Source organism: Actinokineospora enzanensis DSM 44649 (assembly GCF_000374445.1).
GTDB classification, from domain to species: Bacteria; Actinomycetota; Actinomycetes; order Mycobacteriales; family Pseudonocardiaceae; genus Actinokineospora; species Actinokineospora enzanensis.
The window spans coordinates 118,337-131,181 of the sequence record NZ_KB894408.1 but is presented as its reverse complement, the minus strand read 5'-3'; the positions used below and the strand labels follow the sequence as shown (position 1 = coordinate 131,181).

At 73.0% G+C, this 12,845-nt stretch carries 11 protein-coding genes; 5 read left to right on the top strand and 6 right to left on the bottom strand.

Annotated features, from left to right (window positions below; genetic code table 11):
* Positions 1-23 precede the first annotated feature (23 nt).
* Positions 24-1,547 (top strand): aminotransferase-like domain-containing protein, encoded by a 1,524-nt coding sequence (locus C503_RS0110175; RefSeq protein ID WP_245572450.1) that lies wholly within the window; start codon positions 24-26, stop codon positions 1,545-1,547.
* Positions 1,548-1,556: 9 nt separating this feature from the next.
* Here C503_RS0110175 and C503_RS0110170 read toward each other — a convergent pair whose 3' ends face one another.
* From C503_RS0110170 to C503_RS0110160, 3 genes are read right to left on the bottom strand one after another with little or no spacing between them, the layout of a single operon-like run.
* Positions 1,557-2,231, bottom strand: a complete 675-nt coding sequence (locus tag C503_RS0110170; protein ID WP_245572442.1) for a uracil-DNA glycosylase — start codon at positions 2,229-2,231, stop codon at positions 1,557-1,559.
* Positions 2,232-2,267: 36 nt separating this feature from the next.
* Positions 2,268-2,723 (bottom strand): GNAT family N-acetyltransferase, encoded by a 456-nt coding sequence (locus tag C503_RS0110165; protein ID WP_018682096.1) that lies wholly within the window; start codon positions 2,721-2,723, stop codon positions 2,268-2,270.
* A 29-nt stretch (positions 2,724-2,752) separates the two neighbouring features.
* Positions 2,753-3,718, bottom strand: coding sequence for a thiamine-phosphate kinase (locus tag C503_RS0110160; protein ID WP_018682095.1), 966 nt, complete (start codon positions 3,716-3,718; stop codon positions 2,753-2,755).
* A gap of 108 nt (positions 3,719-3,826) precedes the next feature.
* Between C503_RS0110160 and C503_RS0110155 the strand changes: the two genes are divergently transcribed.
* Both C503_RS0110155 and C503_RS0110150 read left to right on the top strand, forming a co-directional pair.
* Positions 3,827-4,060 (top strand): Lrp/AsnC ligand binding domain-containing protein, encoded by a 234-nt coding sequence (locus C503_RS0110155; protein WP_018682094.1) that lies wholly within the window; start codon positions 3,827-3,829, stop codon positions 4,058-4,060.
* A gap of 19 nt (positions 4,061-4,079) precedes the next feature.
* Positions 4,080-4,628 carry a DUF3515 domain-containing protein gene (locus C503_RS0110150; RefSeq protein ID WP_018682093.1) on the top strand — a complete coding sequence of 183 codons (549 nt, stop codon included), beginning with the start codon at positions 4,080-4,082 and terminating at the stop codon, positions 4,626-4,628.
* A gap of 23 nt (positions 4,629-4,651) precedes the next feature.
* Here the strand turns inward: C503_RS0110150 and recG are convergent, their stop codons facing one another.
* Entirely contained in the window at positions 4,652-6,826 is a 2,175-nt protein-coding gene (recG, locus tag C503_RS0110145; RefSeq protein WP_018682092.1) for an ATP-dependent DNA helicase RecG, read from the bottom strand.
* A gap of 73 nt (positions 6,827-6,899) precedes the next feature.
* Positions 6,900-8,528 (bottom strand): DAK2 domain-containing protein, encoded by a 1,629-nt coding sequence (locus C503_RS0110140; RefSeq protein ID WP_018682091.1) that lies wholly within the window; start codon positions 8,526-8,528, stop codon positions 6,900-6,902.
* Between the two features lie 190 nt (positions 8,529-8,718).
* Here C503_RS0110140 and rpmB point away from each other — a divergent pair, with 190 nt between their 5' ends.
* The gene (gene rpmB, locus C503_RS0110135; RefSeq protein ID WP_018682090.1) at positions 8,719-8,910 is read left to right on the top strand and encodes a 50S ribosomal protein L28; all 192 of its coding nucleotides are present in this window, start codon (positions 8,719-8,721) and stop codon (positions 8,908-8,910) included.
* A 156-nt stretch (positions 8,911-9,066) separates the two neighbouring features.
* Here the strand turns inward: rpmB and C503_RS43160 are convergent, their stop codons facing one another.
* On the bottom strand, positions 9,067-10,623 hold the full coding sequence (locus C503_RS43160) for a coiled-coil domain-containing protein (RefSeq protein ID WP_018682089.1): 1,557 nt from the start codon (positions 10,621-10,623) through the stop codon (positions 9,067-9,069).
* Between the two features lie 989 nt (positions 10,624-11,612).
* Between C503_RS43160 and C503_RS0110125 the strand changes: the two genes are divergently transcribed.
* Positions 11,613-12,719 (top strand): discoidin domain-containing protein, encoded by a 1,107-nt coding sequence (locus tag C503_RS0110125; protein WP_156893115.1) that lies wholly within the window; start codon positions 11,613-11,615, stop codon positions 12,717-12,719.
* Positions 12,720-12,845 lie beyond the last annotated feature (126 nt).

Sequence of the window (12,845 nt, the reverse complement as noted above, 5' to 3'; positions counted from 1 at the left end):
AGCTCGGCGATTTCAGGAGGCCACTGGTGTCGGAGAGCCCCGCCCTGCCGGTGATCCTCGACCGCGCGTCCCCGACCCCCCTCGCGGTCCAGCTGGCCGAGGAGCTCCGCGCGGCGGCGGGCGACGGCAGACTCCGCAGCGGTGACCGACTCCCGTCGACCCGCGCCCTGGCCGTCCAACTCAACGTCAGCCGGACCGTGACCGCCGCCGCCTATGAGCAGCTGCACGCGGAAGGCTGGATCACCGGCAAGCACGGCTCGGGCACCTATGTCACCACCGCGCCCCCCGGCTCACCCCGCGCCCGCCCCCGCGTCGTACCGACCGGCGCGGACGAGGGATCCGCAGTCGACCTGCGCCCCGGCTCCCCCTGGGTGGAGGGCATCGACCGCTCCGCGTGGCGTCGCGCCTGGCGGGGCGCCGCCGACGCGGGCCCGATGTCCCGTCCCGTCCGGGCAGGCCTGGCAGGCTACCGCGCGGTCATCGCCGAACACCTGCTGCGGCACCGCGGCCTCCGCGTGAACGAGGCCTTGGACGGCTTCGCCGACGGCGAGGGCGAGTCGGTACTGGCCACCAGCGGAACCACCGCCGCCGTCACCGAACTCGCCGCCGCCGTCCTGAAACGCGGCGACGTGGTGGCCGTCGAGGAACCCGGCTACCAGCGCGCGGTCGACACCATGCGCGCCGCAGGCCTGCGCGTCCTCCCCGCCCCGGTCGACGCCGACGGTCTTCTGCCCGGCGCCGTCCCGGCAGGCACCAAGGTCGTCTACTGCTCACCCGCGCACCAATACCCACTGGGCAGACGCATGTCCGCCGCCCGCCGCGTCGAACTGGTCGCCCGCGCCCGCCGCGAGGGCTGGCTGGTCATCGAGGACGACTACGACGGCGAACTCCGCTACGACGTCGCCCCACTACCCCTGCTGGCCGCGCTCGCCCCCGATGTCGTGGTGCACCTGGGCACCACGTCCAAGATCCTCACCCCCGCCCTGGGCATCGGCTGGATGGTCGCCCCACCCCCGATCATCGCCGCCGTCCTCGCCTACCGCGACGCCACCGGTACGAGTCCCGCAGCCGCCGGACAGCTGGTACTGGTGGAACTGGCCAGAAACGGCGACCTGGGCAGACACCTCCGCCGCCTCCGCCGCGAACTGTCCGACCGCCGCACCCTCCTGGTCGACGCCCTCATCCAGGCCGACATCCCCTACCTGGGCGACGACGCGGGCGCCCACCTCGTCATCCCTGTCCCCACCGCCGAAGCCGAACGCACCCTCATCACCGACGGCCACACCCACGGCATCCTCCTGGACGGCCTGGCCCGCCACCACGCCGCCCGCCCCACCTGGTTCGGCGTCGCCCTCGGCTACGCGGCCTGCTCGCGCACCCAGCTGACCACCACTATCCCGTCCTTACTGTCCCTTCTGGCCAGGGCGACCAGCCACGACGGCCAATCCTCCACCACGAATCATTCCGCGCGAAGCGCGGGAGGATCGGCAAGCGCGGCCGAGCGAATCCCTCGAAAGAGAAACCGGCCCGAGGACACGGGTCGGTGACCCGGAACCTCAGGGCAGCTTCCAGTCCACCGGCTCAGCCCCCTGCTCCACCAACAACTCATTGGCCCGACTGAACGGCCGAGACCCAAAAAACCCACTACGCGCCGACAACGGACTAGGATGCGCCGACTCGATAGCAGGCACCGCCCCGAGCATCGGCCGCAGATTACGCGCGTTCCGCCCCCACAAAATAGCCACCAACGGCCCCCCGCGAGCCGCCAACGCCCGAATAGCCTGCTCCGTCACTTCCTCCCACCCCTTCCCCTGGTGCGAGTTGGACTTCCCAGGCTCCACCGTCAAAGCCCTGTTCAACAACAGCACCCCATGCTCGGCCCAAGGCGTCAGATCCCCATTGGACGGCGTCGGATGCCCCAGGTCCTCCACATACTCCTTGTAGATGTTGATCAGGCTTTTCGGAATGGGCCGGACATCCGGCGCCACCGAGAACGACAGCCCCACCGCGTGCCCCGGCGTCGGATACGGGTCCTGGCCCACGATCAGCACCCGCACGTCCGCGAAGGGCTGCTGGAACGCGCGGAGCACGTTCTCCCCGGCGGGCAGGTAGCGCCGCCCGGCGGCGATCTCCGCGCGCAGGAACTCGCCCATGGCGGTGATCTTGTCGGTGGCGGGCGCCAGCGCCTCGGCCCACCCGGATTCGACGATCTCGGTCAACGGTCGTGCCACGGCCGGTCACCCTACTCACCCTGGTGGAGACCGGGATCACCCGGGCAGGGACTTGCCGAAGTGCCGCGACTCCGGGGAGTCGGCGTAGTGGCCGAACGGGTCGATGGCCGTGTAGCCGGACGACCCGTAGAGGGCGATGGCCTCCGGCTGGGCCATGCCGGTCTCCAGGATGACCCGGTGGTGGCCCGCGGCCACGACCGTGCGTTCCAGCTCGGCGAGCATCGCCCGCGCCAGGCCCCGGCCGCGCGCGGTCGGGTTGACGTACAGGCGTTTCATCTCCGCGACGCCGTCGCCGTGCGCGCGCCAGCCGCCGGAGGCCAGCGGGACCTCGTCCAGGTAGCCGACCAGGAACAGGCCGTGCGGCGGGGCGAACTCGGCGGGGTCCACCGGGGTGTCGTCGATGCCGCCGTAGCGGACGACGTACTCCTGTTGGACCTCGGCGATCAGCTTGACCGAGTCGGGGTGGTCGTATTCGCGGATCTCGATGCGCACGCCCCGATTGTCACCCACCCCGGGCGGGGTCAGCGCCAGTGCTGCCAGCCGGTGGCGCCCGCGTACGGGGCCCCGTCCACGGTCACGCCGCTGCCCCGGGCGACGGTGCCGATCACCCGCCAGCCGTCCGGGACGCCCGCCGGGTCGGGGAAGGTGGCGGCCAGCGCGTGGTCCTCGCCGCCGGTGAGCACCCAGTGCCGGGGGTCGCCGCCGAGCGCGGAGGCGACGTCGACCAGCCGCTGGTGCACCTCGACCAGCTCGGTGCGGACGTCGATGGCGACCGTGGACGCGGCGCTGATGTGGCCTAGGTCGGCGAGCAGGCCGTCGGACACGTCGATCATCGCGGTGGCGCCCGCGTCGGCGGCCAACGGGCCCGCCGGGTACGGGGGCTCCGGGAAGCGGTGCGCGCCCACGACGCTCACCGGGGAGCGGAAACCGCGGCCCAGCACGGCGAGACCGGCCGCGCTCCAGCCGAGCCTGCCCGCCACCGCCACCACGTCACCGGGCAGCGCGCCACCGCGGGTCACCGGCTCGCGCCCCTGCAGGTCCCCCAAGGCGGTGATCGAGATCACCAGGGTCGGGGACTGGGTCATGTCGCCGCCCACCACCCCGACCCTGGCCCGCGCGGCCTCCTGCCACATGCCCGCGGTCAGCCCCTCCACCACTTCGGCGTCCGTCTCGGCCGGGCAGGCCAGGCCCACCAGGACCGCCGTGGGCACCGCGCCCATCGCGGCGATGTCGGCCAGGTTCACCGCCACCGCCTTGCGGCCGACGTGGTCCGGGTTGGACCAGTCGAGCCGGAAGTGCACCCCCTCCACCAGCACGTCGGTGCTGGCCACCACCCGGCCGTCCGCGGCGACGACCACCGCGGCGTCGTCGCCGGGGCCCACCACCGTGGTGCGCGGCTGCGGTCTGCCGCGGGTGATCCGGTCGATGAGACCGAACTCGCCTACCTGGGCCACGGTTTCCGCGCCATCAGGCGTGTTCGGGCTCACTGCTTCCTCCGATCACCGACATTCGGAATCCCCAATGAAACGCAACTGGGGTACGTTGCTGGACACGTTCCTACCTCTTGGGGACTCCTAGCCGCGAAGGGGCGCGCCGTGGTCCACGCATACATCCTGATCCAGACCGAGGTCGGCAAGGCCGCGGCGGTGGCCGCGGAGATCTCGGGTATCGCGGGCGTCACGACGGCCGAGGACGTCACCGGGCCGTACGACGTCATCGTGCGCGCCGAGGCGGACAACGTCGACCTGCTCGGCCAGCTGGTCGTCGCCCGCATCCAGAACGTGGAGGGCATCACCCGCACGCTGACCTGCCCGGTGGTGCACCTCTGAGCCGTGGTCTAGTGGGCGGGTGAGCGAGCAGACCCGCACCGGCCCGTCCCGCACCGCCGTCGTCACCGGCGCGGTGCTCGCGGGCGTGCTGGCCGTCGGCGTGGTGGTGGCCAGCCGGTTGCTGCCCGGGGCAGACGAGCCCGCCGAGCGCTCCGGTCCCGTCGGCCTGGTGCCGGTGGACGCGCCGACCGCCGGGTCCGCCGAGTGCGCGGCCCTGCTCGCCGCGCTGCCCGCCGAGCTGCCCAACGGGGACAAGCCGCTGGCGAAGCTGCCGCTGATGGACCCGGCCCCGCAGGGTGCCGTCGCCTGGGGCGACCGCGTCGGGGATCCGGTGGTGTTGCGCTGCGGCCTGGGGAAACCGCCGGAGCTGGCGCCGGACTCGGCGCTGCGGGCGGTGTCCGGCGTGCAGTGGCTGCCGGTCGACGGGGAGACCTCGTCCACCTGGTTCGTCGTCGACCGCCCGGTGTACGTGGCGCTGACCCAGCCGCACGACGTGGGCACCGGTCCACTCCAGACAGTGTCCGAAGTGGTCGGACGCGCCCTGTTGGCGCAGGCAGTGCAGCCGTAGAGTCACCCACACGGTCAAAATCCCTAGGCTTTTTCCAGATATTCGGCGCGGTCTGAGTCGACGACTTGGTGGACCATGTGGGCCAGTCCGGGGAACGCGGCAAGCTTCGCGTCGTCGGCGACCAGCGCCTGGGCCACCACGCGGGCGTCCGCGATCACCTGCTCGTCGCGGATCAGTGACAGCATCTTCAGCCCGGACTTGGCGCCGGACTGCGAGGCGCCCAGGATGTCGCCCTCGCGGCGCAGCTCCAGGTCCATCCTGGCCAGCTCGAAGCCGTCCAAAGTGGACGCAACGGCGTCCAGCCGGTCCCGGGTCGACGTGCCGCCGGGCATCTCGGTGACCAGCAGGCACACCCCCGCCGCCGACCCCCGGCCGACTCGGCCGCGCAGCTGGTGCAGCTGGCTGACACCGAACCGGTCGGCGTCCAGGATGACCATGCCGGTGGCGTTGGGCACGTTCACGCCGACCTCGACCACCGTGGTGGCCACCAGCACGTCGATCTCCCCGGCGGCGAAGGCCCGCATCACGGTGTCCTTCTCGTCGGCGGGCAGCCGCCCGTGCAGGATGCCCAGCCGCAGCCCGGCGAGCGGGCCTGCGGACAGCTCCGCCGCCACGTCCAGCACCGCCAGCGGCGGTCGGCGGTCGTCGTTGCCGCCCGGACCGTCCTCCTCGTCGCCGATGCGCGGGCACACCACGTAACCCTGGTGACCGCCCGCGACCTCCTCGCGCACCCGCTGCCACACCCGGTCCAGCCAGGCCGGTTTCTCCGCGACCGGCACGACGGTGGTGGCGATGGGGGAGCGGCCCGCGGGCAGCTCGCGCAGCGCGGAGGTCTCCAGGTCGCCGTAGACGGTCATGGCGACCGTGCGCGGGATCGGCGTGGCGGTCATCACCAGCACGTGCGGGCTCAGGTTCGCCCCGGCCCGGCCGCGCAGCGCGTCCCGCTGCTCCACGCCGAACCGGTGCTGCTCGTCCACCACCACCAGGCCCAGCTCGGCGAACGACACCTTGTCCTGGATCAGCGCGTGCGTGCCGACCACGATCCCGGCCGCGCCGCTCGCCGCGTCCAGCATGGCCTGCTTTCGCTGCGCGGTGTTCAGCGAGCCGGTGAGCAGCGTGACCCGGGTGGCGGCGTCCGCCGCGCCCAGCTCGCCGCCCTGGCCCAGGTCGCCGAGCAGCTCCCGCAGTGAGCGGGCGTGCTGCGCGGCGAGCACCTCGGTGGGCGCGAGCATCGCCGCCTGCCTGCCCGAGTCGATCACCTGGAGCATCGCGCGCAGCGCCACGATCGTCTTGCCGGAGCCGACCTCGCCCTGCAACAGCCGGTTCATCGGGTGGCTGCCCGCCAGGTCGGCGGCGATGGCCTCGCCCACCTCGACCTGACCGGCGGTGAGCGTGAACGGCAGCCGCGCGTCGAACGCGTCGTGCAGGCCGCCCGGCTTCGGCGGGCACTCCGGCGCGGGCCGGGCCTCGGCCGCGCGCCGCCGCTGCGCCAACGCCAGCTGCACGGACAATGCCTCGTCCCACTTCAACCGGGTGCGCGCGGTCTCCAGGTCGGACCACTCCGCGGGGCGGTGGATCGAGCGCACCGACTCCTCGTAGCCGGGCAGTCCGAGCTTGGCGCGCAGCTCGTCCGGGAACGGGTCCTCGATCGCGTCCAGCATGGTCAACGTCTGCTGCACGCACTGGGCGATCTGCCAGGACTGGATCTTCGCCGAGGCCGGATAGACCGGGATCAGCCCGCCCGCGAACTCCTCCACCGCCGGGACGTCCGCGCCGTCCGCGTCGGTGTCGCCGTCGAGCAGCTGGTAGTCCGGGTTGGCGAGCTGCAGCTTGGTGCGGAACGCGGTGACCTTGCCCGCGAACAGCGCGCTCATCCCCGGCTTGAGCTTGTCGACGTGCCACGGCTGGTTGAAGAACGCGCAGTCCAGCGAGCGTTTGCCGTCGGTGAGCGACACCTCCACCAGCGAGCCGCGCTTGGTCTTCATCTGCCGCTTGTTCACCGACACGACCTTCGCCATCACCGTGACGTGCTCGCCGACCTCCAGCCCGGCGATATCGGTCAGCTGGCCGCGCTCGGCGTACCGGCGCGGGTAGTGCCGCAGCAGGTCGCCCACGGTCTCCAGCTTGAACGCGGTGGCGAGCGCGTCCGCGGACTTCTTGCCCACCACCCGGTCCAGGCGGTCGCTCAACGCCGTCATGTCGCGGTCTCGCCCCTGTCGTCTCGTCCGGCCCGATTATGACCCGATTCTGCCGCTACGCACCGACACCGGGTCACTCCAGTCCGAGTACGACCACCGAGTCGGCCTGGCCGCCCGGATGCGCGGTGAGGTCGGTGTCGGGTCGTTCACGGCGCAGGAAGTCACCGAGCCGCTCGGGCAGCTCCGGCGGAGCACCCCGACCGGAGAGCACGGTGACCAGCTCGCCGCCCGCCGCGAGCATTCGCGCGACCACCGCCTCGGTCGCCCGGATCAATACCTCGGCCGTCGGCGGCCCCGGCTCGATCAGCACCACCTCGCCGTCGGCGAACCCCAGCACGTCCTCGGCCCGACACGGCCCGATCCAGGTGATCGCGTCCTCACCAGCCACGATCACCTCCCCGCGCCGGGTCGCGGCGGCGGCCTCGGCCATGCCCACCACGTCGTCCCCGGCCCGCCTGCGCGGGTCGTGCACGGCGATCGCCGCCAACGCCTGCACCGGCGACGCGCACGGCACCACCACGACGTCCTGTCCCGCCGCCACCGCCCGCGCGGCCGCCTCGTCCGCGACCGCCATCAGGCCCGCGTCCCCGGGGAGCACTATGACGTGCGCGGCGCTCGTGCTCGTGATCACCTCAAGCAGGTCGTACGCGTCCGGATCGGCACCGTCCACGCGCAGCACGGACACCCCCTCCGCGAGGAACAGCTCCGCCAGCTCGCTCCCGCGCACGGCCGCGACCACCGCCCGGTCCCGCGTGAACCGTCCCGGCGCGACCGTGTCCGCGAACCGCGCCACCCGGATCCGCCGTGGCCTGCCCGCGTCGATACCCGCCTCGATCGCGGCGCCGATGTCATTGCAATGCACATGGACGGTCCACAGCTCATCACCGTCCCCCACGACGGAGACACAGTCGCCGATCCGGTCGAGCACCCCGCGCAGCTTCTCGACGGCCGCGTCGGTGGTCCGGCTGAGCAGGTACATCACCTCGTACCCGTACAGCTCGGACCCACCCTCCCGCGCGGTCACCTCGGCCTGCGGCCACTCGGGAGCCGACTCGTCGGGTTCCCGGACTTCCAGGTGCCCGGTCGCCTCGGGCCGCTCCGTCACCACGGCCACCAGCGCGTCCAACACGACCACCACCCCGCGCCCACCCGCGTCGACCACCCCGGCCTCGGCGAGCACGGCCAACTGCCCGGGCGTCGCGTCGAGCGCCTCGGCGGCCGCGCGGGCGGCGGACAGCGCGACCGCGTGCAGCGTGTCCGGACCGTCGGCGGCGGCAGCGGCGTCGAGGACGCTCAACATCGTCCCCGGCACCGGCTCGGACACCGCCAGCGCCGCCAGCTCGGCCCCCCGCCGCAACGCCGCGCGCAACGCGGGCCCGGTGACCACGTCCAGCCCCCGCACCGCCTCGGCCATCCCGCGCAGCACCTGCGAGGCGATGACCCCGGAGTTCCCCCGCGCCCCGGCCAGCGCCCCCTTCGCCACCAGCCCGAACGCCCCACCGGCGGCCGCCAGCTCGCGCGCGTCCGCGCGCAGCAGGGCGTCCAGGGCCGCGGTGAAGGTGTCGACCAGGTTCGACCCGGTGTCCCCGTCCGCCACCGGGAACACGTTGATCCGGTCGATGGCCCCCCGGTGCGCGTCCAGCGACCGCACGCAGGCCGCCACCCACCGGCGCACCTGGCCCGCGTCCAGCGCCTCCAACACCGCCCCACCTCCCACCGGTTTCCGGCGAGGGTAGCCCGCCCCTTCCCCGGTCGGGTCGCCCCGGTTTGGAGGGCCGACCCGGCACCGGTTACCCTGTGCAGACGCTCGGGCCTGCCCGAGCCCTCGTACGTGCCCACCGGCCACCGCTAGCGGCCAAGGCGGGCGACACCAAGGCGAAGGAGTGTCTGACGTGGCTGCCGTGTGCGACGTCTGTGGCAAGGGGCCAGGCTTCGGCAAGTCGGTCTCGCACTCGAACCGGCGGACCAACCGCCGCTGGAACCCGAACATCCAGACCGTGCACGCGCGCCTGGGCATCTCCCAGCGCAAGCGCCTGAACGTCTGCACCTCGTGCCTGAAGGCGGGCAAGGTCGTGCGCGGCTGAGTGCTTGCTTCATCGGCGCCGATCGGACCCGGGTCCGGTCGGCGCTTTTGTTTTGCGATCTTCCGTGCGGGCCGGGCGAGCCGGAAACAGAAATCGCGTCCCTGGCGCATATAAAAGGGGCCGCCCCACAAAGGAACGGCCCCTGAAAGCAAAACCTCACCGAACCCGGGCAGTTCCGTTCTTGGAAGCAGCAGCACCGGCCTTGGCCTGCACCGCGGCCATGCTCTCCGCGAAATGCTGCTTGGCCTCCTCCAGCACCGCGAACGTACTGCTCACCTGCTCGGACACCCGCCGCTCGAACGCGTCCGCCTGCTCATGCCGGGAAGTGGCGTCCGCCAACTTCGCCTCGGCGTCGGCCACCAGGTCCCCGGCGTGCTTCTCCGCGGCCGACCGGGCAGCCGAGATCTCCGCGTCGGCAGCGGAACGAGCAGCCGCCATGGCAGCCTCGGTGTCGGCCTTGTTCTTCTCGGCGTCCGCGACCAACCGCGCGGCCGCCTTCTCCGCGGCCGACCGGGCGGCGGAGATCTCGGCATCGGCGGAAGACCGCGCGGCAGCCAACGACTTCTCGGTGTCGGCCTTCTGCTTCTCCGCGTCGGCCACCAACCGCGCAGCGGCCTTCTCCGCCGAATCCCGCTGGGTCTTGATATCCGCCTCGGCCGACGCCCGCTGGTCGGCCAGCGCCTGCTCCGTCTCCTCGGTCTGCGCCAACAACGCGGCCTCGATGGCGGCGGTCTGCTCGGCCAGGCTCTTCTCGACCTCGTCGTTGCGGGCCGCCAACGACGCCTCGACCTCGCCCGTCCGTCGGGTCAGCTCGGCCTCGGCGGCCGCGCGCTTCTCGCCGAGCTCCTGGTCCGCCTGCGCCTCGGCGGCGGCACGACGATCGGCCGACTCCCCGTCCAACCGCTCACGAACGCCGAGCGCCTCCGCGTCCAACTGGTCGCGGTGGGCGGAGGCGTCGTCGTGGAGCTGGGCGATACGGGCCTCGTTCGCCTTGGTCTGCGCCTCGATCTCGGCGCGCGCGTCGGCCATGAGCTTCTTGTGCTCGGCCGCGAGGTTCGCGCGCATGGTCTCGTACTCGGCGTCGAGCTCGGCGTGGTTGCGGGTGTAGTCCGCCTCCAGCTGCCTGCGCCGCTCCTCCAGGTCGCCGATCATCTTGTCGTGCTTGGCGCGCAGGTCCTTGGCGTACTTGTCCGCCTCGGCGCGCACGCCGGTGGCGGCGTCGTCGGCCTGCTTGGCGGTCTTGTTCGCGTAGGCCTCGGCGTTGAGCCGGGTCTGCGCCGCGTAGTCATCGGCCGCGGTGCGCGTGGCCGAGGAGTACCCGTCCGCTTCCTTGCGGGTGTTCGCGCCGTAGGCCTCGGCCTCCGCGCGGGTGGAGGCGCCGTACTCGTCGGCCTGCCGCTTGAACTCGGCGATCTCCTCCTCGGCGAGCTGCATCATCAACCGGACGCGCTCGGTCATGCCCTCGGTGCTGTTGGGGTTGGCGCTGATCCGGTTCAGGCGGGTGGTCGTCTCCAGCAGCTGTTGCTGGAGCGAGCCGAGCGACTTGGTCAGCTCGGCGACCTTCGCCTGCGCGTCGTCGCGGCCCTTGGACGCGTGGCGCAGGTCGTAGGTGAGGCGGGTGACCCGTTCGTTGACCTGGCGGGGGTTGTACCCGCGGAGAACGGTGTCGAAGTGCGGAAGTCGGTCGGTGGACTCGGCGTCACCAGAGGGCATTGCCCCACTTTAGTATGTCCACCGCGGGAGTGAACCCGCCGAGGTAGTTAATTCCGCGTGCCAGGACGGTTCGGGATTGCCGTCGGGGGCGGCGCATTGCCCGCGTCCGGGTCGGATCCGCTGTGCGGGCGCGGGTTCGAGATCGACTTCGTCGCGATCCGCCCGCGCCCCTGGCGGAATTCCGCGTAACCGGTGTCGGTGTCCGACCGGTGTTCGCGCAGCGGAACACGAAGGGGATTCGGTAGGGAATTCCCCGGCCGTGCCGTTGATCGTCCGCGCCGCCGCACGGATTCCCGCCCGTGTCCGGTTCGACGTTCCCGGATCTCCCAAGTGGATCCGTTCCCGGGGATCGCCACCCGGTCGGCGGGGCCCGCGGTGGGAAAGACAGCCACCGCTCGCTCCCGGTGTCACTCGTGTCCCACCCGCACCGCCGAGCGGCATCCCGCCCGCGCCGGCGAGCGTCGCCCTCGGTAGACGAACCGGCCCGCCGCCCGATCTGTCCTATTCGGACTCCGCGGGCTCGGGGGATCGGCGGGCGTGCGGTCGGCGACGCAGCGTGATCGGACAAGCGGCCCGCGTCCCGGGCTCGCCGCCGCCCCGGCGGGCGCGCTCCCAGCCCGGCCGACGGCATGATCATCTTGTGCGGCAACGCCTTCCCGGGGTGACCCGACATCGGTCCTGGACCGCTCGGGTCAACGTGATCTGCCGCTCGCGGACCGCGTCCGCGCGGCCGGGCAACCGCACGGATTCGTTACCCCGTAGTCATTTCCCGGTCGACCGCGCCCGATCGGTCACCTCCTTGACATGTGGGCCGTCGAGGGACCGGCCACCAAGTGGACACTGGCACGGCCGTCCGGGTGAGCGCACTGGCGTCGGCGCTGCGGGGCCGGCAGCATCGCGCCCGTGTGCCCGGCCGGGGGGCCGGATGTGCGGGCACGCGCCGACCCACCACTTGGGACGTGACCGCGCCCGAGACGAGAGGATCGACCGTGCCCCCAGGTGGCCGACGGCTGTGCGTTGCCGTGCCGCTCGTGGTCGTCGCGTTGGTCGCGGCGCCCGGCGCCGCGCGGGCCGAGCAGCGACCGGACCCCTACGTCAAGCCGGACGCCCGGCTGGCCCGGGTCACCGACGCGCTGGACCGGGCCGGGGCGCTCACCGGCTTCTGGGCCGACTACACCGCGGGCGCCGACCTGCGCCGGTCGGCCGCGGTCCTGGACGCCTACCTGCGGGCCGAGGGTTCGCCTGCGGAACCGGTGCGCGGCGCGGCGCGGATGCTGGTGGCGCACGCGAACGGCGACGACCGCCGGGCCTGGTGCGAGCGGCTGGCCCTGGCGGGCGCGCGGATCCCCGCCGAGTACGGCCGGTTCGTCGGCGCCGCGCTGGCGGCCTCCGACCGCGCGCTCGGCATCAGCCGCCCGACCCGCGCCACCACCGCCCCGGACGCCTACGCGGGCAACGGGCCCGACCGGATGGCCGACGACGACGTGGACACCTTCTACTGGAGCTCCACCGCCCCCCGCCCCGGCTCGGCCTACGTGCTCGACCTCGGCCGGGTGCGCCCGCTCGACTCGGTCGCGGTGAGCATGGGCACCGCCGCGCGGCCGCTGGACTACCTGCGCTCAGGCGTGCTGGAGGGCTCGGTGGACGGGGTCCGCTGGCAGACCGTGCGCACGCTGCCCGGCTCGGCCTCGGTGTCCGCAGCCCTGGACGCGCGGCCGGTGCGGTACCTGCGGCTGCGCGCCACCGCGGGCCAGCGGCACTGGCTGGCGGTGCGCGAGTTCTCGGTGCGCCCGGCCCCGGCCGACGCCTGGGCCGACGGCGACCCGGAGACCGGCCACCGGGCCGCCGACCCGACCGTCGCGCTCGGCGCACCCCGCCCGGTGGACCGGGTGCGGGTGCTGGCCGCGGCCGGGACGCCACTGGGCGCGCTCGTGCAGCTGCGGGACGTGAGCGGGACCTGGCGCACGGTCGGCAGGCTCGGCGGCGAGTACACCGACGTCGGCACCCGCGGCATGGTGGCCGACCGGGTGCGGGTGCTGTTCCCCGACTCGACGTCGGGTGAGGTCCGTGAGATCGTGGTGCGGCCCGCCGAGTGAACGGCCGTTAATCCCGCGCGCCTGGTCCGGGCCCGCGGGTGATCGACCACGCGGGTGGATGGCCGGAGAATCTCCGGTGGAACCGGTCAAGGGCCGGAGGAACCCCAGGTTGATCGATTCGGGATG